This window comes from Nonomuraea sp. NPDC050022, from assembly GCF_044460705.1.
Classification (GTDB): domain Bacteria; phylum Actinomycetota; class Actinomycetes; order Streptosporangiales; family Streptosporangiaceae; genus Nonomuraea.
Map to the genome: position 1 here is coordinate 597,494 of NZ_JBITKE010000006.1, position 20,922 is coordinate 618,415.

Sequence of the window (20,922 nt, forward strand, 5' to 3'; positions counted from 1 at the left end):
CTCCACAGAATGCATCATGGGCAACCCGAGCACATGCGTCAGGTATCGAGCAAACTCACGTGCCACAACACGCCGGATGAGAAATCACTGACGCTGAGGCACGCGCGCCAGCGCAGGACACGGACACGGACATACCAAGTCAGATAAGACAGAACCTCATACGTATTTGTACGCGATGACCTCGCCATCGCGCGCCGTCGGCGCGTTGTGCGAGGCGGCGTGGGCTGCCCAAACTGAGTGACGGCTGGCGGCCGCTGCGCCCGGCCCAGCTACGGGGGGAGCTGGGCCGGAGAAGCTTCAGGGGCAACCACGGCTCGCCCGGTAGCGTCTCAGGTGGCGTGCCTGGCGTGCTTGATCTCGGCGGACGGGAACGGCGTCCGCTTGCTCGTGTTGAGTAGGCGGTGGTGGAACTCGTTCAAGATGACGGCCGCCGGGGCGTGCCGGTCGATGATCGCGGTCGTCGCGGGCGGGACGTCGTCGGGCTGTCGCCCTGCGATCCATTCCCGCAGGAACGCCCGCTGGTCGAGGTCGCCGCGCAGGTCGTCGAGCAGGTGGTGGTGCAGCAGATGGCCCGTTGTGTAGCAGTGGTCGTAGTCGAGATGCTCGGACAGGAACGCCCGCTCGGCCGCGCTGAGCTCGAAGCCGGAGCTCAGGGCGAGCCCGAAGTCGGCGAAGTAGAGCCGCTGGCCGTCGGTCAAGATGTTGACGAAATGGGCGTCGAAGTGGACGAGCCCGCGAGAGCTCATGAAGGCGGTTCCGCGTACCAGAGCCTCCTCCACCCAACGGTACGGCGATCCTCCTCCTTGACCCAGCGGGGCCTGGGGCGAGTCGGCCAGCCAGGCGGCAAGCGTCTGCGGCAGGTGTTCCAAGAAGAGCACGAGACTGCATGTTGAGCGGCCGACGGCCTCCAGGCGTTCACGGACGGCCGGCGAGCCCTCCCAATGCGCGACCGCCCCATCGATGCCACCGAACTCGTCGGCGAACCCTTCGGGCCGGGAGTCGGGTAGAACCCGCCAGTGGTACATCAGGGGAAAGCCCTCATACTCCCGTCCGAGGACCCAGTTGGTGGTCATGATGTGGACGGCCAGCTCACGCCAGCCTCCGAACCCGGCCGACCCCACCCCGTACTGGTAGAACAGCGGCAGCCCGAACAGATTCGCCGTCGAGCGCACATTCTCAGGCCGCAACTCGACGTCGGTCAGCGGGATCCGCTTGATGAAGACCCGCCTCCCGCTGACGTCCATCTCCGCCGACCTGCCGCCGATGCCGGACCCGAGCCCGCGGGCTTCCGCCACGGCCTGGCTGAGTCGGCGGTCGCTCAGCAGTGACAGTTGGGTAGAGACCGCCCCGTAGGCGGCCAGGCGCGCGGCGTACTGCGAGTCCGAGTTGGGCATCAGTGGTGGCTCCTGAGTCTTCCCCGCCGGGGTGTTAGCGAGCTATCGGCAAGATCGGCCCTATTCGGGGCTTGATCGAGAACGGAACGGCCAGCGGCGTTAACGCGAGCTGAAAACGGCGCGATCGGCGGGTGGGATCACTGGTTGGCTGGAGACATGCGAACGGCACGGCGGGCGTGGGCGGAGACTCCCCCCGCGCTCAGAGACGAGGTCGAGCGGCACCTAGGGTCCCCGGTGCGAGAGGTCGAGGACCGAAAAGGCGGCTTCTCATGGGGGATCGTGGGCTTGGCCACCCTCGCCAACGGCGAGAAGGTCTTCGTCAAGGCGATCCAGTCGAGCCCGGACGCCGTCGACGACCACCGGTCCGAGATCGGCGTCTCTGCGCGGCGGCGAAGGCGCTGACGCCGTCGCCGGTCACGGGCGTCCCCACCGTCGCCGCGCGCATGGAAGGGCGTTGCGAGACATGGCGGGCGCTCGAGCGCGACGGCACGCACGACATCGTGTCCACCGCCGCGCTCGGCAGGTGGGAACGCGAGCACCTGCGCCTGCTCGCCGACCTCGAGCTCCACTGGGACGAACTCGTCGTCGGGGAGACGTTGCTGCACTTCGACCCCAGGTTCGACAACATCCTCATCGACGATCACCGCACCGCCCGCCTGGTCGACCGGTCGCGCGCGTGCACCGGCCCCGCGTGGGTGGACCTCGTATGCCTGCTGATGGAGTCGGACCTCGGGGCGCGCGATCCGCAAAAGATCTTCCTCGCTAGTCCGGCCGGACGCAACGCCGATCCCCTGCGGGTGAACGCCTTCCTCGTGGCGCTCGGCAGCTACTGGACCCACACGGCCACGCTACCCAGCCCCGACCACGCACCCCACCTGCGCAAACGGCGAGAGCATTCCAGACGCGCCACGATGAGCTGGCTAAGATCGCGATGGGCGGGGGACGGCGCGAAGCCAGATGTCGGCACCGTCCGGTAGACGACGGCGACCCCCACCACCAAACTCCGCTGTCTCCCGCGAGGGGCCAGCGCGCGATTACTCACCCGAACCGCTATAGGCCGTCCCGCTGTTCCTCAACCCCCCGGGGAACTGCTGGGCGCCAGCCGCTGGGACGGCGCGGCCTTCGACCGCCAGGAGGTCAATGACCAGGCTCGGCTCCTTGGCCCAGATCCGTTACTGCGTCGTGTTGACTGCCGCTAGTGGGCTAGCAGGCCCGAAAATAGGCGCACAGAGCTGGCGAGCACAAGATATTCGGGGGCACCCATGAAGGCAATCGTCGTGATGGATCAGACCGCGGAAGCAGCCGGGATCACACTCGCGGAGCGGCCTGAGCCGACGCCGGCGATCAACGACGTCGTCGTTGAAGTCCACGCGTCGGGCTTCGTCCCCGCGGAGTGGGAGTGGCCCTCGACGTGGGTCGATCGCTCCGGTCACGATCGTGCCCAGGCGATCATCGGCCACGAGTTCGCCGGAGTGGTCTCCTCCCTCGGCTACGGCACGACGGGACTCTCGCTGGGACAGCGGGTGTTCGGGATCACGGACTGGCACCGCGATGGAACGCTGGCCGAGTACGCGGCCGTGGAGGCACGCAACCTTGCGCCGCTGCCGGGGAACGTCGACTTCACGGTGGGTGCGAGTCTGCCGATCTCCGGCCTGACCGCGTGGCAGGGCCTGTTCCAGCACGGTCGTCTTCAGGCGGGGCAGAGCGTCCTCGCACACGGCGCCGCCGGCGCGGTCGGATCTATGGTGACGCAGCTCGCCCGGGAGTTCGGCGCCTACGTCATCGGTACCGGTCGGGCGGCGGACCGCCAGGCGGCGCTCGACTTCGGCGCGAACGAGTTCCTCGACCTCGACCACGAGGATCTCGACGACATCGGCGGGGTCGACCTGGTCTTCGATGTCATCGGCGGTGATATCCAAAGGCGCTCGGCGAGCATCATCCGGCCTGGCGGGACGCTGGTGTCGGTGGTCGGATCTGTTGAGGCTCGCCCTGTCGACGGCTTGGCGGTCGACTTCGTCGTCGAGTCCGTTCCTAGTCAGCTGGTGGAGATCGTCGACCGGGTGCGAGACGGGCGCCTTCGCACTCACATCGGAACAGTGGCCACCCTCGACGACGCCATCCCCGCGCTCAACCCGACCGAGCGGCGCAAGGGCAAGACCGTCATTCGCGTACGCTCCTGAGCGCCCTGGAATAGGCCGACAGCGCCGTCACGCTGACACTCTACTGACGCGCGATCGGCACCTGACCCGACGACGACGTCTGTGGGGCCGCTCAGTGCGCACCAGAGCGACCTGGCCGCGCTTCCCGAGGACGGCGGCGATCGCCTCGCGCAACCGCGGCGTAGAGCTCCAGCTGCGGCTGAGCGCCGAGGAACTCGTAACACAGCTACTCGCGTCGGTGGCGAGATCTTCGACCAGCGCGGCGCGGGTCTCGCCCTCGGCCTGGAGTTGTTCGATGGTCCAGCGTCTCGACCAGGCGCCACAGCGCCGTGCGGGCCCGGATGCCCGGATGTCCGCGATCCATTCCTCGCGGCTGAGGTTCCGGGTCGAGCCCCGGGCGCCTCACCGTCAATGACATGGGCGGACTCCCCGATCGTTGTGATCAGAAAGTCCGCCCGGTTGCATTTCGAGTTGCAGTTAGGTCCAGAGTGCGTGGCCCATGCGAACTGCTGCTTCGGTGGGGAGCGTCGCCATGATGTGGGTGTAGGTCTTGGTCGTGGTCAGTTGTGGGCGGCTGAGAATTTCTTGAACGACGCTGATGTCCATGCCCCGTTCGATGAGGAGTGTCGCGGCGGTATGGCGTGCGTCGTGGACGCGGGCGTCCTTGTCCACCTCGGCCACGCGCGGACAAGCAGGAGAAGGCCCGGCAGGCAGCCGCGGAGGGGCGGGGCGACCCTTCCAGGGGCGTGGACTCGACTACCTGCCGGACGATGAGGCGCGACGAGACGGGGAAGGACCTGCCCCGTCCCCCTCCGAACGGGGACTCACCGCCCCGCCGCGCCCGCCTGTTACTTGGCGATGTACTCCGCCAAGACGTTCGCCGCACCCTCCACGTCATCGACCGGATGCCGCTTCTCAGCGCTCTGCCAGGAGAAGTACGCGCCGCCGTACCCGATGAACACCCACACCGGCAGCCCCGGTTCAGGCTTGCGCACCAGAAGCGCGCTGTTGTTGTCCCGCAGGTCGGCATTGACGCCGAGCCTCGTGAGCGCGTCGCGCAACCGCATGAGCAGCTCACCCTCCTCCTGGCCCTGCGGAAAGCCAGACACCGCCGCCAGCATGATCGGATTCATCTCCCGCTCCTTTCGGCCCGGCCGCTTCCGAGGCAGTCGAGACACTTCCGCTCCCCACCTGTGCTCTGATCTCCGTCGCCGATGAGGAGCGCCCGGCGCGAGTTGCGCAGCTTGATCCCCCGACCCCGGCCAGCAGGGCAGGGCGACGTCTTGCTTGTCTCGTCTGGCCGGATCACCGTCGACATCCCCCCGTTCATCCGGCGTTCTCTGTGGCCGGGAAGCCGCGTAACGTACCGTGGTTGCTTGATGACAAGTCCACCGACAAGCCGGCGACGATTCGCTGGCCGGGAAGTGCCCCCACGTGCGCTACCCCCAAGAACGGAAGCAGATGGTGCGCACACAGCGAGGAGAACGGCGCATCACGGGCCAGCATCAGCTCGTGCTGCCCTTCCCGATTGGGGAAAGTAGTGAATTCCCACGCTGGACAGCCGAGCAGTTCCGCCAGCCCGCCAGCATCCGGGCCGGCGTTCGGTCAGTGGCCTCGCTGTCACCGCTCACGCCGATGGCCGCGAGGAGGGCAGCGGCGGCTCGTTCAGCCGCTTCCACGTCGATGCCTGGCGATCCCGGGAACAGGTCTGCGGGCAGGCGATTGCTTTCGGGGTGTGCGATGAGCACCTGATCTCCTCCGATCGAAGTCCCGGCGAGCACCCTTAGCCAATCGCGCGGCAACGGCGCAGGCCACGGCATCAGTGACGCATCCATGCGGCACCTATGCGGCATCGCAGCCGCTGAGTGGGCACGTCCCGTACGCTGCCCTTGACGGGACCACATGTGGGCGGAGGTGCGCTGTGGCTGGCAAACGCAGACGCCTCGCCGATCGAAGGAAGGCGCTCGGCTACAGTCAGGAATTCTTCGCTGATCAGCTTGGGATCGACCGGACCACCGCGGGACGGTGGGAACTGGGGAAGACCGAGCCCTGCCCGTACATCCGGCCCAAGATCTGCGATCTTCTGAAGGTCACCGCGGACGAGTTGGATCACCTCCTGGTTCTTTGTGAAGAACCCGAGAAGCCTTCTCTCGCCTCCACCTCGGCACCGGTCGTCATAGGCCAGGTCGTGACTGAACCCCAGCCGACGGGTGAAGCTGACGACATGTACCGTCGCGAACTCCTCCGCCTGCTGAGCATCGCGGGCACGCTCATGGTGCTTCCCTCGCTGGCCAACGCCGACATCCAGGATTGGGCCGGCCAATCCGACGAAGCCGATGACCTAGAACAGCATGCGCTGCTCAGCAGCCACCTCTGGCAGGTCTTCGCCTTGTCCAAGTCGAAGCGCCTGGTCTACCCACTGGTCCATGACCAGCTCAAGCTTCTCGTCAAGCAACTGGACCAGGCCCATTCAGCACGAGCCCGCCAGCAACTGTGCGTCTTGGCCTGTGACCTTTTCCAGCTTGCGGGAGAGATCTGCTTCGACAGCAACCGCTACACCGACGCCACCTACTGCTACACCATGGCCGTGACCGCCGGCCGCGAAGCTCGCTGCTACGACCGCTGGGCCTGCGCTCTCACTCGCCAGGCGTTCGTCAACATGTACGACCATGAATACCCCGAGGCCACTGCGGTGCTCTCGGCGGCTGCCCGCATCGCCGAGCAGGGCGACAGCCAGCTGTCCACGCGGCACTGGGTCGCCGCCGTACAGGCCGAGGCATTTGCCAGAGACGGCGACCGAGCAGCCTGTGAACGCGCCCTCGACACCGCCGACCAGGTTCTCGACCTCGCAGGTCCCGTCAGCCCTGGAGGTTGGCTCCGCTTCGACGGCTCCCGCCTGGCTGAGGAACGCGGTACCTGCTACCTCACTCTCGGCCAGACGGACCTCGCCGAGGCATCACTCCTCGCGGCACTCAACCAGGCCACCTCGCTCCGGCGCCGTGGCAGCCTCCTCACCGACTTGGCAGCCCTCGGCATCCAACGCCGCAACATGGATCAATTCCTGCACCACGCGGGGCACGCCGTGGACGTGGCCGAGCAGACGCAATCCGCCGGATACGTCGGCCGCAAGCTCCACGGCATCCAAAAGCAGCTCCAACCCCTTCTCGCCGACAAGCGGGTTGTCCAGTTGAACGATCGCATCACCCGTCTGTCGGCCCCCGCCCAACACTGAGAGGACCATGATGCAGACTGCGACGGACGAGCAGGGCCGCGCCTTCCGCGAAGCATGGATCGCCGGGGTGAACAAGCACTACCCAGGCGAGCCCAAGTCTTCCTACGTCGCTCCGTGGGAGGAGACGCCCGAGTGGGAACGCCGAGCCGCTGCCGCTGTCTACATCCAAGTGCGGACCTTCGTCGAGGTTAGTGCTGGCAGCACCGCGAAGCTGACCCGCGAACAGAGAGGCCGCTTCGTGGCCCTGTGCTGGATCGCTCAAATCCATAAGCACATTGAAACTCCGAAGCCGTCCTATGTGGCCGATTGGGAGGACCTTCCCGAGTGGCAGCGTGAGACCGACGCGGATATTTTTCAACGTATCGAAGAGGACGCTGCGCATCGCTAAAGCAGCTTGCTCGGGGATGGTCCGGCTGCGGGGGCGTGGCCTCCAGGGTGACGGTGGTGCCGTTGGCGTCGCTCTCGATGGTCAGCCGGTTGACCCACTGCCGGGCCTGCCACAGGCTGAGCCGCCCGCGCTCGCCGCCATGGCGCACCGCGTTGGTGGTGATCTCGTTGACCGCCACCAACGAACCGGTACAGGTCCGGCCCGCTGAGGCCGTGCCGCGCGGCGTACCGCTCCACCAACCGGCGCAGCAGCACGAGCGTGCCGAAGTCGAAGTCGTACCGCGTCTCCGGACGGCGCTCCCCGACGGCGACAGAGCCGTACACATGGGAGCCCACCCCAGGGAATGGCGTCCTTCGCGCAGGTCAGTGCGCTGTCGTGCGCGGATGGTGCACCCAGCCGTGCGAGTCGGGGGCACGGCCGGTCTGTACGGCCATGAGCTTCTCGCGCAACCGGAGGGTGAGGGGACCGGGCCGGCCGTCTGCCATCTGCCAGGCGGTGGTGCGTGTGCGGGCCCGGCCGACGGGGGTGATGACAGCGGCGGTGCCGCAGCCGAAGACTTCGGTGATCGAGCCGTCCGCCGCGCCCGTCTGCCACTCCTCCAGGCTGATGCGGCTCTCGCTGACGGGGTGGCCGAGGTCGCGGGCGAGGGTGAGGACGCAGTCGCGGGTGATCCCAGGCAGGAGTGAGCCGGTGAGGGCGGGGGTGGTGATCTCGGCGGCAGGGCCGTGGCCGCGTACGAAGAAGAGGTTCATGGCGCCCACTTCCTCGATCCAGCGCCGCTCGACCGCATCGAGCCAGACCACCTGGTCGCAGCCGTGCTCGGCGGCGTCGTTCTGGGCGAGGAATGCGGCGGCGTAGTTCCCGGCGAACTTGGCGGCGCCGGTGCCACCCGGGGCGGCTCGTACATAGTCCTCGGCGATCCACACCGACAGGGGTCTGATGCCGTCGGGGAAGAACGACCCGGCCGGGGAGGCGATGAGCAGGAACAGGTACTCGGCCGAGGGCCGGACGCTGAGCGTGCTCTCCGTGGCGAACATCAGCGGCCGCAGATACAGAGAGTGCTCAGCGGCGTCGGGAACCCAGCACCGATCCTGACTCACGAGCAGCTCACATGCCTTCATGAACAGCTCGACGGGTAACTCCGGCATGGCCATCCGGCGGGCGCTCGCCTGGAAGCGGTGCGCGTTGGCCTCGGGCCGGAACAGCGCGACCGTACCGTCCGGCTGCCGGTACGCCTTGAGCCCCTCGAAGATCGACTGGCCGTAGTGCAGCCCTGTGGCGGCCGGGTCGATGGTCAGCGGGGCGTAGGGGCCCAGTGCGGCGTCATGCCAGCCCGCCTCGCCGGTCCACTTGATGGTGACCATGTGATCTGTCATGTACCGGCCGAAGCCGGGCGCGGCCAGAATCTGCTGCCGCTCGGCATCAGGGCGCAGGTGAGGATGCGGTTTGATGGTGAACTGCGGGAGCGTGAGGGGCATCTGGGTTTCCCTAACGGGCGAGTGCTCACCGTGGTGCGCGGTCAGCGGGTGCGGAACAGGTTTCGGAGGACTGGCTACGGGCCAGGGATGCGGGCCGTCGAGGAGCCTGCGCAGGGCGCGGCCGAACTCGATGAAGAACCGCTCGCGCGTCTCGGCGGTGGTGCAGCCCGGTAACAGGCAGGGGTCGAGATCTTCCAAAACCACGTGCAAGCAACTGCCCGTTGCCCGTGCGTACAGCGTAGACCCACTGGATGCCGGGGTGAATGGCATCGACGAAGGAGAACGGCACGGCAACCAGTTCGACATTGCGGTCGAGCTGTGCTGGTGATCGCGGGTTGACTTCGAGTTCGGTTGAGATTGCCGGCTGGGGGTGACATCAACCGAACAGGGGAGAGCAACGTGCGCGCGTGGTGTGGTTGACGGAGTTCGGCAGGCCCGAGGTGCTCCTACCTGGAGATGCGCCCGACCCGGTCCCGGGGCCTGGGCAGATGTTGATCGACGTCGCCTACGCCGACATCACCTTTGTGGAGACCCAGTTCCGGTCGGGCGCGCCGTCGCCGTTCAAGCGGGAGCTGCCGATGATCCCGGGCAACGGCGCCGGGGGCATCGTCACGGCGGTCGGTGAGGGCGTCGACTCCGCCCTGGTCAGCCAAAGCAGGGCCGGTGCCCACGTACCTGACGTGTGCCCTGGCCGGCGCGCTCATCGATACCGCCGTGGAGATCCTCTGGATCCGCTCCGGTGCTTTCGCCTACCCCTACGCCATCCGTGAGGTATCACTGTTCGCCGGCCACTGGTACCAATCGCCATTGCGGGATCGCCGACGCCGACAAGCTGACCAACTGGCTGGTGGTCGACGTCCCGACATGATCTCTCAACGGGTCGGTGCTCGTCGTGGAGGTGGATGCTGATCCCTCGAAAATCGTTGGACGTCTGTCGGACCTCCTGCGATCGTCCGCACCGTGACAAATGAAGCCGATCGCCAGACGTCGTTCCCCACTAGTTCGAAGCACGTGCGCTTCGTCGAGTTGTCGAGCACTGCGCTGTCCGCTCTGCTCGATGGGGATCTGCCCGCGGCCAGCAACGCGGCCGGGGTCGCGCTGACGGAGTACTTCGTGACAGACAGAGCACGGTGGCTGTGGCGGATTCGGATCGACCAGATGGCCGCCGATCCTCGCCACGCATCGTGGATAGCGCGGCAGGCGGTGACGGGGCCTGAAGGTGTCGTCGTCGGTCATGCCGGGTTTCACGGACCGCCCGATGAGGCGGGCATGATAGAGATCGGCTACGCGGTTGCTCCTGACTTCCGTCGCCAGGGGTATGGCCGAGCCATCTTGATCGAGTTGCTGCGTCGGGCCGCGGCCGAACCGGCGGTCAAGACCGTACGTGCGACGATCAGTCCCGATAATGTGGCGTCTCTGGCCACGATCGCCGGCTTCGGCTTCGTCCAAGTCGGCGAAGACTGGGACGAAGAGGACGGTCTCGGACTCATCTTCGAAGTCCGTTCCAACCGCCGTACTCATTGATCAACTGAGTCGCGGTTTGCCGTACCCGAGCCGCTCGTTGTGGGGTCGGACCGGGGCGCCCTGCCGTAATCGCTCACGGTGGGTTTCCCCGGCCCGCCCGCCGCACCCGGCGTGCGCGTCTCCACGCACCGGGCGCTCCACGTGTCGTTGCCGTGGTCAGCCGCTTTGGGCGGCTGCCGGTGCCGGGGTCCAGGGGGTTGGGATTCCGTGCCCCCGGTAGCGGTATCGGATCACTTTGACGCTGGCCGCGCCGGTGAACTCGACTCCGTCATGAACGATCTTCCAGGTGCTTGGCCGGCAGACCCTCTGCATCACCCAGCAGTTCTGGCACCGGACGCGAGTTTCGGGCACTCACAGGACAGAGCCGGCTGAGACAAAGTACCGTTCGCACCGGCCGGAACACCGACGGCCGGGCAGGAAAACCAGCTTCTGTTATCGCCTCTCGCTCAATTCGATTGAGCGACTGCACAACATTGCCTGAGCCCCACCTTATGAGATGATCTTCGCACGTCAAAGGGCTGCAGGTGAGACCGTCGGATGCGATTCCCGGCACTCGCAGAGTCGACTATCGCCCGTACGATCTCATGTCGCAGTTGATTATCAGTTTATCCGGGCCAAACAATGAACTTAGGGTGCATTCAGTGAAAATCAACTCCCTCCTGGCAGTATCCGATGGACAGGGCGCGATCGATGCGCCACCAAGATCGCAGAAAGCAGGGAAATGAACTTCAGGAATAGCTTCCGGGCGTTCGGCATGACGTTAGCGGCGGGGACGGTCGTGCTGGCCGCAACGCCTGCGGCGATCGCCGACACGGCCTCCACCCCCGCTGCCGGCCAGTGTGAGTGGGTAGGCATCATATCCCAGGAAATGAGCCGTGCCTGGAGTACCAGAAACAGCGAAGTGGGATACAAGGAGGGCATGCTCACCGCTACGGCGGCGTTGCTGGGAAGCCGGGAGACTTTTAAGCTCTGCAACCTCGACAATACGAACTACGTCATCGCCGCGTTGACGACAAAAAAGTATGTGAGCGCCGAACTCGACTACTCAGGCGCCGACTACGGCATGCTCCGCGCACGCTCGACCGGCGTCGGAGACTGGGAGAAGTTCCGTTTCGAGTGCACCGGAAGCCTCTGCGCCATCAAGTCTTCCAAGAACAACAAATACGTGAGTGCCGAGTATGCCTACGAGGGTAGCGGCTACGGCATGCTCCGGGCGCGCGCCGATACCGCCGGGCCGTGGGAGAAGTTCTACGTCCGACCGTCCCCAAACGCCTGACCCCTGGGGCGGCAAGTCATAAACCAGATGACCTGAGATACGGTTGCACAGAAGTCGAGCAAGGGGTGAGGCCTTCTCACCTCCTGCTCGCTGTGGGCGGACGGTGTGACGATGATCGCCGACGGGGTTTCCGTCGCTGATCGTCTCGGACATGCCGGATTCGGGGCCGGGGAGTTGGAGCCGTACGCGGATTGTTCCGCGCTTGCCCGGCCAAGCCTGATACGGCCAGCCGGAGCGGCCCGGCCACGGACGACCGAAGCGTACGGACGGGCGCGGGACCGGACTGCGGCAGCCGGGGCGATCATGTCGCTGATCAACGTCAGCTCGGCAAGCTGCTGCTGAGCGGTCTGGGTGCCGGCGCGTAACAGTGCGCCCTGGCTGACCTGCCAGCCGATCAGCCGGTCGAAGCCGTCCAGCACCGAGCCGAGCAGGAAACGCAGCTCGCCGAAGTGCTCGGTCATCACCTGCAGGGCGTGGGCGAGGCCGTCGCGGTTCTCGGTCCGCATCGCCTCCAGCACCACACTGCCCGCGCGTCGATCTTCTTCCCCAGTGGCAGCGTGAGACCGACGCGGATTATTCTGAACGTATCGAAGAATCTTCACTTCACTAAATGATCTTGCTCAGGGATGGTCCGGCTGCGGGGGAGCGGCCTCCAGGGTGACGGTGGTGCCGTTGGCGTCGCTCTCGATGGTCAGCTGGCTGACGCACTGCCGGGCCAGCCACAGGCCCCGGCCGCTGCTGCTGTCGGCGGGCACGGCGTGGTGGCCCTGCGAGTCCGGCCGCGCCAGCCCTGGGCCGTTGTCGGTGACCCGGCAGTAGAGCCGGCCGCCGGCCTGCCACAGGCTGAGCTGCCCGCCCTCGCCGCCATGGCGCACCGCGTTGGTGGTGATCTCGTTGACCGCCACCACGAACCGGTACAGATCCTGCCCGGTGAGACCGTGCCGCGCGGCGTACCGCTCCACCAACCGGCGCAGCAGGACGAGCGTGTCGAAGTCGAAGTCGTACCGTGTCTCCAAGGTTTCGGCGGGTTCACTCATCGGCGCGTCCGCCCCGACCGGCGCGGGCGGCCCGGGGCCGCGAAGCGGAGGCCACGGTGGCGCGCCCAGCTCTCCTCAGCCCCCAGCCCAATTCTCCGCAGCCCCACTCTCCGCAGGCCAGCTCTCCTCAGGCGAGCCCTCCTCAGGCCAGACCGAACGCGGACAGCAGCCCCGTGATGCGCAGCTGGTCGAACACCCGGGACGTGGGATGCCGCACGCTGAAGGCCGCCTCGACCTCGGCGGACGCCTTCATCGCGTCCACGAGCACGCCGATCCCGGAGGAGTCGATGAAGGCCACCTCGCCCATCTCGATCCACACCACGGAAGGGCGCTGGTCGAGCACGGCGGCGGAGACCGTGCTCCGTACCCAGGCCGCGTTCGTGAAGTCGATGTCGCCGCGCAGCACCACTTCCAGCGTGCCGTCGGTCACGGTGCCTACTGACACCACCTCCATGCGCGTTCCTTCCTCTGCCGATGCCGGGCACGGCGAGTCTGCCCCCATGATGCGCTCCGAACCGCAGGGCGGCTGCCCGCACCCATCATTGTCCGGTACATAGCGGTATTTATCACCAGCCCGACCGCCACGCCACCCGCCGGCGGCTCTCGGCGGGCAGGTGAGCCGGGGCGGAGCCGCGGTCCGGGGCGCCTTACGATGTGATCGTGAGTCCGAGCCCTCGGCGCGAGCCGCGCTCCGGCGCCCGCAGAGGGGCCGTGCCCAGCATCCGCGACGTCGCGGCCGCGGCGGGCGTCTCCTACCAGACCGTCTCGCGGGTGCTCAACGACTCGCCGCGGGTGCGTCCCGACACCAGGGCCGCGGTGCGCGCGGCCATCGAGACGCTGGGGTTCCGGCCCAACCGGGCCGCGCGGGCGCTCGGCCTGGGGCGCGCTCCGGGCATCACCGTGGTGACGTCCAATACCATGCTGTACGGCTACGCCTCCACGTTGCAGGGCATCGAGGAGGCCGCGCGGACCGAGGGCCTGGCCGTGGGGGTCAGGGTCGTGGAGTCCGACTCGCCCGCCGAGATCAAGCAGACCGTCGACTATGTGAGCGACCCGAGCGCGGGCGGCCTGGTCGTCATCGCGTTCGACCCGGCGGGTACGGCGGTGCTGGAGGCGCTGCCGGCGGACATACCGGCGATCGCCGCGACCGAGCCGGTGGCGCCCGACACGGGCCGGGTCATGATCGCGCTGGACGAACGGGGTGCCGCCGCCGACGCCACCGAGCATCTGCTGGCCCTGGGCCACCGGACCGTGCACCACGTGGCGATCCCGTCCGAGGGGCGCTCCAGTGGCCGGCAGGCCGGCTGGCGCGACGCGCTGTCGCGGGCGGGGGCCGAGATTCCCGAGGTGGTCGGCTCCGGCTGGGACATCCGGGCCGCCTACCTGGCCGGGCAGCGGCTGGCCGGCGATCCGGACGTCACGGCGGTGCTGTGCGGCAACGACGACATCGCCCAGGGGGTGCGCCGCGCCCTCTACGACGCGGGCAGGGACGTACCCGGTGACGTGAGCATCGTCGGGTTCGACGACATTCCCGGCTCGGCCTTCTGGATCCCCGCGCTGACCACCGTACGGATGGACTTCGTCGGGCTGGGGCGGGCGTGCTTCCTGGCGGCGGTGGCCGAGTTGACTGGCCTGCCGCAGCCCCAGACCGAGCTGACCCCACCCCGCCTGATCGTGCGCGAGTCGACCGCCCCTCCGCGCCACGCCACCTCCTGAGACCGCCCCCGCCGAGATCGCGCCGCGTCTGAACCTGAGACCGCACCCGAAACCGGCGCGTAACAATCCGGCAAAGGGCCCTTCCGTTCCTGCCGTGTGACCGCTCACACTCCATGTGACCGGTCACATGGCCGCTCTTCTCCCGGCAGGAGGTACCCCCGTTGACTTCGTTCCGGCTCCTGGGTGTCACGACCGTCGTCCCCGCGCTCGTCTCGGCCCTGCTGTGCGCCGCCGCCCCGGCGCAGGCCGCGTCCCCTGCCCTCGTCGTCGACCTCGCCTCGGACACGGGCCCGCTGAAGTACGGCGCGACCGGCTTCCTGTACGGCCTGGGCAACGACGGAATCCCCACCGACACCATGCTGGCGGCCCTCAAGCCCCAGGTCACCGCGCAGAAGGCGCCCGACGGCCTCCAGCATCCCAACGGCGACGCCCTCCAGATCGCGCCCATGTTCAAGCGCACCGGCGGCCGTGACATCCAGGTCTACATGCAGGACGTCTACCGCCAATGGCCGTACGAGAACCTCGGCATCGACGACTACCTGGCCAAGGTCGACACGATGACCCGCAAGATCGTCGCGGACCCGTACCGGACGTCGTACGTGTACGTGCCTTTCAACGAGCCCGACCAGATCTGGTACCAGGGCAACCTCAACGGCCTGCTCGACGCCTGGAAGCGCGTCTACCAGAAGATCCGCTCGATCGACCCCGGCGCCCGGATCGCGGGCCCCAACTTCGCCAGCTACCGTTCGGCCGACCACCGCGCGTTCCTCACCTACGCCAAGGCCAACAACGTGCTGCCCGACGTGTTCACCTGGCACGAGCTCGGCAACGACTTCTTTACCAGCTGGTACGACCACCACGCCGACTACCGGGCCATCGAGACGAGCCTCGGCATCAGCCCCCGGCCCATCGTGATCAACGAGTACGCCCGCTACTCCGGTGACCTGGGCGTGCCCGGCAACCTGGTCCAGTACGTGACCCGGTTCGAGAACAGCAAAGTCGACGCCTGCCTGGCTTTCTGGACCACGGCCGGCGCGCTCAACGACCTGGTGACCAGGAACAGCCAGGCCACCGGCGGGTGGTGGCTCTACAAGTGGTACGGCGAGCTGACCGGCCACACGGTCACCGTCACCCCGCCCACCAGGAACGGCTCCCTGCAGGGGCTGGCCGCCCTGGACCCGGCCAGGAAGCAGGCCCGGGTGATCTTCGGCGGCTCGCTCAACGTGAGCGACACCTACGCCGCCGACGTCGTGGTCAAGGGCATCGCCTCGGCCCCGTACCTCGGTAGCTCGGTCCACGTGACGGTGTGGGGGGTGAACAGCACCGGCCTCAACGCCTCCCCGGGCCCGGCCCTGATCCACGAGGGCGACTACACCGTCTCGGGCGGCCAGATCACCGTTCCGCTCACCGGACTGAACGGCGCCGCCGCGTACCAGGTCATCGTCACCCCGAACACCGACCTGACGCCCGCGGGACCGGCCACCCGCTATCAGGCCGAGTACGCGGCGCTCGGCGGCACCGCCCGCGTCACCTACGGCCCCAACACCGGCTACTCCGGCACCTCCTTCTCCGAGGGCTACGGCGCCAGCGACACGGCCGCGACCACTTTCGTGGTGAGCGCGCCCACTGACGGCTACTACAACCTGGGACTGCGTTACTCGGCGGGCCCGTACACCGGCGCGCCGCAGAACCGGGGCGCCCGCCTGGTGCTCAACGGCACCGCGTTAACCGACCTGACGCTGCCGGGAACCGCCGACTGGAACACCTGGAACACGGTGACGACCAAGGTGTTCCTCCAGGCCGGCGTCAACCGGATCGGCGTGCACGCCTTCACCACCGACGACCGCGACGCCGTCAACCTCGACTACCTGGACGTGACCGCCACAACCGGCACCGTCACCGCCTACGAGGCCGAGAGCGGCGCCAACGTCCTGGGCGGCACGGCCGTGGTCGGCGCCAACGGCGCGGCGTCCGGCGGCTCGTACGTCGGCTACATCGGCAAGGGCGCCGCCAACATCCTGCGCTTCACCGGCGTCAACGCCCCGGCCGCCGGCCGCTACCGCGTGGTGATCACGTACGCCAACGGCGAGCTGGGTGAGGGCGCGAGCAACTACAACACCAACATCGTGGACCGCTACGCCGACATCCGCGTCAACGGGGGCACGTCAACCCGGGTCTACTTCCGCAACACGCTGGGCTGGTCGAACTTCCGCACCACCGTGATGACCGCCGACCTCAGGGCCGGCGCCAACACGATCGAGTTCGGCAACGCCGCCGCGTACGGCCCCGACGTCGACCGGATACAGATCGCCGCCGCCCTCGGCTGACGCCTGTCTCGCGACCACCGCACAACCGAACAACCACCGCACAACCGAAGGAGAGTTACGTGAAGCCTGCCGACGTGGTCGAGACCCTGCGCTGGGGACATGGCGCCCTGGCGGCGGTGGTGGAGATCCACCCGGACCGGCCGGTGGCCCTCCAGAGGCTGGGACCGCCCGGCGGCGAGCCGTCCCGTCTGTCGCAGCCGCTGGTCGAGGTGCTGATCCCCGGCGAGGGCCGGGCCAAGGCCTCGCAGCGGCTGTCGGAGACGGCCGTCGGCTGCCGGTTGCGCTACACCGGCGCCGAGCAGAGCCGTGACGGCGACTGGCACACGCTGCGCGTCGCGCTGCGTGACGAGGTGTCCGGGCTGGCGGCCGAGCTGACGCTGCGCTCCTTCGACGGCGTGGCCGCCTGCCAGGCCCAGGTACGGGTGACCAACCAGGGTACGGACCCGGTGCTCCTGCTCGCCGTGTCCTCCTTCGCCGGTGGGTTCCTCGGCCGCCCGGTGAGCGAGGTGGACGTCCTGTCCGCCGACAGCGAGTGGCTGGGCGAGAGCAGGTGGAGCAGGAGGCCGCTCGGCGAGCACATCGCCGACCTCGGCCTGGCCGCGCACGGCCAGCACGGGCGCGGCAGGTTCGCGCTGAGCAGCACCGGCACCTGGTCCAGCGGGCGGTACGTGCCGATGGGCGGGCTGGCCGACCGGCGCACCGGCCAGACCTGGCTGTGGCAGATCGAGCACAACGGCGCCTGGGGGTGGGAGACCGGTGAGCGGCTGGACGGCGTGTACGTGGTGGCCACCGGCCCCACCGACGCCGACCACCAGTGGAGCCAGACCCTGGCGGCGGGGGAGTCGTTCACCACGGTGCCGGCCTCGGTCGCCGTCTCGGACGACGGGCTCGAAGGCGCGGTGGCCGCGCTGACCGCGCACCGCCGCGCGCTGCTGCGCCCGCACCCCGACCGGTCGGCGCTGCCCGTCGTGTTCAACGACTACATGAACACCCTGATGGGCGACCCGACGACGGCCAAGCTGCTGCCGCTGGTGGACGCCGCCGCCGCGGCCGGGGCGGAGATCTTCTGCGTCGACGCGGGCTGGTACGACGACGACGGCGCCTGGTGGGACAGCGTCGGCGCGTGGGAGCCGTCGCGGACCCGTTTCCCCGGCGGCATCCAGGAGGTACTCGGCCACATCAGGGACCGGGGGATGACGCCGGGGCTGTGGCTGGAGCCCGAGGTGATCGGCGTACGCAGCCCGATGGCCGACAAGCTGCCCCCCGAGGCGTTCCTGCAGCGCGGCGGCCGGCGCGTGGCCGAGCACGGCCGCTACCACCTGGACCTGCGCCACCCCGCGGCCACCGGGCACCTGGACCAGGTGGTGGACCGGCTGGTGGAGGAGCTCGGCGTCGGTTACTTCAAGCTCGACTACAACATCAACCCGGGCGCCGGCACCGACCTGCACGCCGACAGCGCCGGCGCCGGGCTGCTGGCCTGCAACCGGGCCCACCTCGCCTGGCTGGACAGCGTCCTGGACCGGCACCCCGGCCTCGTTCTGGAGAACTGCGCGTCGGGCGCGATGCGCATGGACTACGCGCTGCTGTCCCGGCTGAACCTGCAGTCGACCAGCGACCAGCAGGATTTCCTGCGCTACCCGCCGATAGCCGTGGCCGCGCCCCTGTCCATGCTCCCGGAACAGGCCGCCAACTGGGCCTACCCACAACCGGACATGACCGACGAGGAGCTCGTCTTCACCATGTGCACCGGCGTGCTGGGGCGGCTCTACCTGTCGGGCAACCTGCCCGCCATGAGCGCCGCCCAGCTCGACCTGGTGCGGGCGGGCGTACGCGCGCACCGCGACCTGCGCGCCGACCTGGTGCGCGCGGTCCCGTGCTGGCCGCTCGGCCTGCCCGGCTGGGCCGATCACTGGCTCGCCCTCGGCCTGCGCGCCGGGGACACCACCCATCTCGGGCTGTGGCGCCGCCCCGGCGCCGCCGAGACCTCGATCTTGTCGCTGCCCCACCTGGCCGGGCACGCCGTCCAGATCGAGACCGTCTACCCGGGCGATAAGGCAGGATGGGGCCACTCGTGGGACCCGCAGACCGCCGAGCTGTCCGTGACCAGCACCGTTACCGGACCGAGCGCCCGAATCCTGAAGCTCCGCACCCTCTGACCCCCCCACGGACCAAAAGGAAACACACCGTGAAACTCACCGCGATCACGGCCGCGGCCGCCACCGCGCTCCTGACCCTCACCGCGTGCAGCGACCCGGCCTCCGGGCCCGCCGCCACCCCGGCCGGGAGCGGGCAGCCCGCCGCCTGGGCCGCGCCCACCGGCCGGCTCGATGGCACCACGCTCACCATCTGGGCCGCCCAGAACAGCAACACCGTGCCCAAAGCCGTGACCGACGCCTTCACCCAGGCCACCGGCGCCAAGGTCGACGTGGTCACCATCCCGGACCCGTACGAGCAGGGCGTACAGACCAAGGTGGCCACCGGCGACAAGCCCGACCTGGCCTTCTGGCAGCCGACCGCCTCCATGCTCACCGCCCTGAACGCCAGGACCAACCTCCAGCCGCTGGACGGCGCCCCCTGGATCGCCTCGATGACCCCCGAACTACGCGATATCACCGGCCTGCTGGACAAGACCCGCTACGCCGCCCTCGTCACCAGCCCGGCCGTCGAAGGCGTCTACTACAACAAGGAGGTCTTCGCCGCCAACGGCATCACCGCGACGCCCAAGAACTTCGACGAGATGGTGGAGACGGCCCGCAAGCTCAAGGCCAAGGGCGTCACCCCGTTCTTCGAGATGGCCGGCGACAAGTGGGCCACCCAGTGGTGGGTACAGGTGCAGCTCGCCGACGCCGCCCGCGACGGTCTGTGGGACCGGGTCAACACCGGCAAGGAGACCTTCTCCGACAAGACCATCCTGGACGCGATCAAGAAGTACAAGGCGCTGATCGGTGAGGGCCTGTTCAACTCCGACATCAAGACGGCGAAGTTCGAGGACCAGGGCGCGGCGCTGCTGTCGGGCAAGGCGGCGATGGCCGTGCAGGTGAACTCGTTCTTCGGCCAGCTCCAGGCCAAGGCCGACACCGCGACGTTGGACAAGAAGATCGGCTTCTTCCCCGTCTCGCCGTCCGGCAACGTGGGCACCTTCATCCCCGACCAGAGCAACGCGCTGGTGGCCTTCAGGACCGGCGACGCCAAGCGCGAGGCGGCGGCCCGCCAGCTGCTGTCGTACTGGATGGGCCCCGGCTACCAGGGCTTCGTCGCCGACCGGAAGACCGTCTCGCTGCGCGCCGACGTGCCGAGCCCGGCGGGCGTGCCGCAGGCGCTGCTCGACGTGCACAAGTCGCTCGGCGACGCGGTCGGCTCGATGCAGGCGCTCGCGGTGGCCAACCCCGACCTGTACCTCAACCTGGCCGACATGATCACCGGCAGCCTGACGCCCGAGCAGGTGGCCGCCGCGACCCAGAAGCAGTTCGCCCAGCTCGCGAAGGCGGCCGGCGCGTCCGGGTTCTGACCACATGACCGTTACCAGCGTGCGCCGCACGCATCCGATGTGGTTCCTGATCCCGGCCTTCGCGATCCTGTTCGTGTTCTTCTTCCTGCCGACCCTGTTCAACTTCATCTACGCCTTCACCGACTGGTCCAGCTTCAAGAGCGAGATCCGCCCCGTGGGGCTGGACAACCTCACCGACCTGCTGTCGGACGGCACGCTGTTCAGCGCGCTGCGCATCACGGTGAGTTACGCCGTCCTGGTGGCGTTGTTCCAGAACCTGTTCGGGTTCGGCCTGGCCGTGCTGCTGGAGCGCGACACCTGGCTGAACCGGGTCGCCCGGCTGTTCTTCCTCATCCCGGTGCTGATGTCGGCGCTGGCGGTCGGCTACGTCTTCCAGGCGCTGCTGAAACCCAGCGGCAGCCTGAACGGCCTGCTCGGCGGCCTGCTCGGTCATCCGGTGAGCGTCGCCTGGCTCGGCGACACCACCTGGACGCTGGTCGTGGTCTCGGTCATCCACGCCTGGAAGTGGATGGGGCTGTCCATGCTCATCTACCTGGCCGGGCTGAAGACCGTGCCGGAGGACGTCACCGAGGCCGCCAGGATGGACGGCGCCTCGCCGTGGCAGGCGTTCTGGTCGATCCGGTTTCCGCTGCTGGCGCCGGCGGTGACCTTCAACGTCGCCACCGCGCTGCTCGGCTCCATGAACGGCTTCGACATCGTCCAGGCCACCACCGGGGGCGGGCCGGCGCGCAGCACCGAGATCCTCAACATCTTCATCTACCGCACCTTCGGCCAGGGCCTGTTCGCGCAGGCCACGACCATGAGCCTGGTGCTGTTCCTGCTGGTCGGGCTGCTGGCCTTCCCTGTCATCCGGATTCTGCGCAAGCGGGAGGAGATCCTGTGA

23 protein-coding genes are annotated in these 20,922 nt (G+C 68.3%); 14 read left to right on the top strand and 9 right to left on the bottom strand.

Features of this window, described 5'->3' with window-relative positions; all coding sequences use genetic code 11:
• Positions 1 to 329: 329 nt before the first annotated feature.
• Complete coding sequence (locus ACIBO2_RS28580) at positions 330 to 1,394, bottom strand: protein kinase family protein (protein ID WP_358557478.1); 1,065 nt, start codon at positions 1,392 to 1,394, stop codon at positions 330 to 332.
• A 156-nt stretch (positions 1,395 to 1,550) separates the two neighbouring features.
• On the opposite strand from ACIBO2_RS28580, the gene ACIBO2_RS28585 reads away from it, so the two are divergent.
• The 3 genes from ACIBO2_RS28585 to ACIBO2_RS28595 all read left to right on the top strand — a co-directional run bounded on the left by ACIBO2_RS28585 (position 1,551) and on the right by ACIBO2_RS28595 (position 3,574).
• The gene (locus ACIBO2_RS28585) at positions 1,551 to 1,796 is read left to right on the top strand and encodes a hypothetical protein (RefSeq protein ID WP_358557481.1); all 246 of its coding nucleotides are present in this window, start codon (positions 1,551 to 1,553) and stop codon (positions 1,794 to 1,796) included.
• A 41-nt stretch (positions 1,797 to 1,837) separates the two neighbouring features.
• Positions 1,838 to 2,371: a phosphotransferase gene (locus ACIBO2_RS28590; RefSeq protein ID WP_358557484.1), complete on the top strand. Its 534-nt coding sequence runs from the start codon at positions 1,838 to 1,840 to the stop codon at positions 2,369 to 2,371.
• Positions 2,372 to 2,656: 285 nt separating this feature from the next.
• Positions 2,657 to 3,574 carry an NADP-dependent oxidoreductase gene (locus ACIBO2_RS28595; RefSeq protein ID WP_358557487.1) on the top strand — a complete coding sequence of 306 codons (918 nt, stop codon included), beginning with the start codon at positions 2,657 to 2,659 and terminating at the stop codon, positions 3,572 to 3,574.
• 456 nt (positions 3,575 to 4,030) lie between these two features.
• Here ACIBO2_RS28595 and ACIBO2_RS28600 read toward each other — a convergent pair whose 3' ends face one another.
• The 4 genes from ACIBO2_RS28600 to ACIBO2_RS28615 form a co-directional block, all read right to left on the bottom strand.
• Entirely contained in the window at positions 4,031 to 4,234 is a 204-nt protein-coding gene (locus tag ACIBO2_RS28600; protein WP_358557490.1) for a tyrosine-type recombinase/integrase, read from the bottom strand.
• 167 nt (positions 4,235 to 4,401) lie between these two features.
• Positions 4,402 to 4,686 carry a hypothetical protein gene (locus ACIBO2_RS28605; protein ID WP_358557492.1) on the bottom strand — a complete coding sequence of 95 codons (285 nt, stop codon included), beginning with the start codon at positions 4,684 to 4,686 and terminating at the stop codon, positions 4,402 to 4,404.
• A gap of 193 nt (positions 4,687 to 4,879) precedes the next feature.
• The gene (locus ACIBO2_RS28610; protein WP_358557495.1) at positions 4,880 to 5,059 is read right to left on the bottom strand and encodes a GTP cyclohydrolase I; all 180 of its coding nucleotides are present in this window, start codon (positions 5,057 to 5,059) and stop codon (positions 4,880 to 4,882) included.
• Positions 5,059 to 5,388: a hypothetical protein gene (locus tag ACIBO2_RS28615; RefSeq protein WP_358557498.1), complete on the bottom strand. Its 330-nt coding sequence runs from the start codon at positions 5,386 to 5,388 to the stop codon at positions 5,059 to 5,061. Before ACIBO2_RS28615 ends, ACIBO2_RS28610 begins: the two co-directional genes overlap by 1 nt.
• Before the next feature lie 86 nt (positions 5,389 to 5,474).
• Between ACIBO2_RS28615 and ACIBO2_RS28620 the strand changes: the two genes are divergently transcribed.
• Positions 5,475 to 6,785: a helix-turn-helix transcriptional regulator gene (locus ACIBO2_RS28620; protein WP_397300678.1), complete on the top strand. Its 1,311-nt coding sequence runs from the start codon at positions 5,475 to 5,477 to the stop codon at positions 6,783 to 6,785.
• Between the two features lie 7 nt (positions 6,786 to 6,792).
• Positions 6,793 to 7,173, top strand: coding sequence for a hypothetical protein (locus tag ACIBO2_RS28625; protein WP_358557504.1), 381 nt, complete (start codon positions 6,793 to 6,795; stop codon positions 7,171 to 7,173).
• Positions 7,174 to 7,535: 362 nt separating this feature from the next.
• Here ACIBO2_RS28625 and ACIBO2_RS28630 read toward each other — a convergent pair whose 3' ends face one another.
• On the bottom strand, positions 7,536 to 8,651 hold the full coding sequence (locus tag ACIBO2_RS28630) for a branched-chain amino acid aminotransferase (RefSeq protein ID WP_358557507.1): 1,116 nt from the start codon (positions 8,649 to 8,651) through the stop codon (positions 7,536 to 7,538).
• Positions 8,652 to 9,058: 407 nt separating this feature from the next.
• Between ACIBO2_RS28630 and ACIBO2_RS28635 the strand changes: the two genes are divergently transcribed.
• The 4 genes from ACIBO2_RS28635 to ACIBO2_RS28650 all read left to right on the top strand — a co-directional run bounded on the left by ACIBO2_RS28635 (position 9,059) and on the right by ACIBO2_RS28650 (position 11,451).
• A complete protein-coding gene (locus ACIBO2_RS28635; RefSeq protein WP_358557577.1) occupies positions 9,059 to 9,421 on the top strand; it encodes an alcohol dehydrogenase catalytic domain-containing protein in 363 nt (120 codons plus the stop codon).
• Positions 9,366 to 9,560: a spirocyclase AveC family protein gene (locus ACIBO2_RS28640; RefSeq protein ID WP_358557574.1), complete on the top strand. Its 195-nt coding sequence runs from the start codon at positions 9,366 to 9,368 to the stop codon at positions 9,558 to 9,560. The genes ACIBO2_RS28635 and ACIBO2_RS28640 overlap by 56 nt, the downstream gene beginning before the upstream one ends.
• A gap of 51 nt (positions 9,561 to 9,611) precedes the next feature.
• Positions 9,612 to 10,175, top strand: coding sequence for a GNAT family N-acetyltransferase (locus ACIBO2_RS28645; protein WP_397300683.1), 564 nt, complete (start codon positions 9,612 to 9,614; stop codon positions 10,173 to 10,175).
• 721 nt (positions 10,176 to 10,896) lie between these two features.
• The gene (locus ACIBO2_RS28650; RefSeq protein WP_397300686.1) at positions 10,897 to 11,451 is read left to right on the top strand and encodes a fascin domain-containing protein; all 555 of its coding nucleotides are present in this window, start codon (positions 10,897 to 10,899) and stop codon (positions 11,449 to 11,451) included.
• Here ACIBO2_RS28650 and ACIBO2_RS28655 read toward each other — a convergent pair.
• The 3 genes from ACIBO2_RS28655 to ACIBO2_RS28665 form a co-directional block, all read right to left on the bottom strand.
• Positions 11,424 to 12,053, bottom strand: a complete 630-nt coding sequence (locus ACIBO2_RS28655) for a hypothetical protein (protein WP_397300689.1) — start codon at positions 12,051 to 12,053, stop codon at positions 11,424 to 11,426. The genes ACIBO2_RS28650 and ACIBO2_RS28655 overlap by 28 nt on opposite strands.
• 18 nt (positions 12,054 to 12,071) lie before the next feature.
• A complete protein-coding gene (locus tag ACIBO2_RS28660; protein WP_358557515.1) occupies positions 12,072 to 12,488 on the bottom strand; it encodes an ATP-binding protein in 417 nt (138 codons plus the stop codon).
• Between the two features lie 142 nt (positions 12,489 to 12,630).
• Positions 12,631 to 12,942 carry an STAS domain-containing protein gene (locus ACIBO2_RS28665; protein ID WP_357952741.1) on the bottom strand — a complete coding sequence of 104 codons (312 nt, stop codon included), beginning with the start codon at positions 12,940 to 12,942 and terminating at the stop codon, positions 12,631 to 12,633.
• A gap of 206 nt (positions 12,943 to 13,148) precedes the next feature.
• On the opposite strand from ACIBO2_RS28665, the gene ACIBO2_RS28670 reads away from it, so the two are divergent.
• From ACIBO2_RS28670 to ACIBO2_RS28690, 5 genes are all read left to right on the top strand, one after another.
• Positions 13,149 to 14,204: a LacI family DNA-binding transcriptional regulator gene (locus ACIBO2_RS28670; RefSeq protein ID WP_397300693.1), complete on the top strand. Its 1,056-nt coding sequence runs from the start codon at positions 13,149 to 13,151 to the stop codon at positions 14,202 to 14,204.
• Between the two features lie 161 nt (positions 14,205 to 14,365).
• On the top strand, positions 14,366 to 16,531 hold the full coding sequence (locus tag ACIBO2_RS28675) for a CBM35 domain-containing protein (protein ID WP_397300696.1): 2,166 nt from the start codon (positions 14,366 to 14,368) through the stop codon (positions 16,529 to 16,531).
• Positions 16,532 to 16,590: 59 nt separating this feature from the next.
• Complete coding sequence (locus ACIBO2_RS28680; RefSeq protein ID WP_397300698.1) at positions 16,591 to 18,687, top strand: glycoside hydrolase family 36 protein; 2,097 nt, start codon at positions 16,591 to 16,593, stop codon at positions 18,685 to 18,687.
• Positions 18,688 to 18,716: 29 nt separating this feature from the next.
• Entirely contained in the window at positions 18,717 to 20,039 is a 1,323-nt protein-coding gene (locus ACIBO2_RS28685) for an ABC transporter substrate-binding protein (protein ID WP_397300700.1), read from the top strand.
• Between the two features lie 4 nt (positions 20,040 to 20,043).
• Positions 20,044 to 20,922 (top strand): sugar ABC transporter permease, encoded by an 879-nt coding sequence (locus tag ACIBO2_RS28690; protein WP_358557530.1) that lies wholly within the window; start codon positions 20,044 to 20,046, stop codon positions 20,920 to 20,922.